Annotated in this window: 1 protein-coding gene; it reads left to right on the top strand. The window is 44.1% G+C overall.

Annotated elements, in window-relative coordinates:
- The coding region (locus B5P42_RS33330; RefSeq protein WP_142674082.1) for a reverse transcriptase domain-containing protein at nucleotides 1-254 on the top strand (254 nt) is incomplete at both ends.

Below are 254 nucleotides of genomic sequence, written 5' to 3' on the forward strand. Positions count from 1 at the left end.
AAATCCAAACCCGGTGACTACCGCCCGATAGCCTTATTGACTTCTTTGGCAAAGTTGGTTGAAAGTATCATTGAACATCGACTACGCCAGCAATCAGAGAAACACATTCCGAAGAATCAATCGGGCTGCAGACCAGCTCACAGCACCTCACATGCGTTGCTTAGACTTCTACACAATTCAGCCATTGCTGCCGCATCAAAAAATCGATTTGCTGTGCTGCTAAATGTCAGGAATGTTAATACAAACGATGTTAA

The sequence above is a fragment of the Bacillus sp. SRB_331 genome (assembly GCF_003264175.1).
GTDB lineage: Bacteria > Bacillota > Bacilli > Bacillales > Bacillaceae_G > Bacillus_A > Bacillus_A mycoides.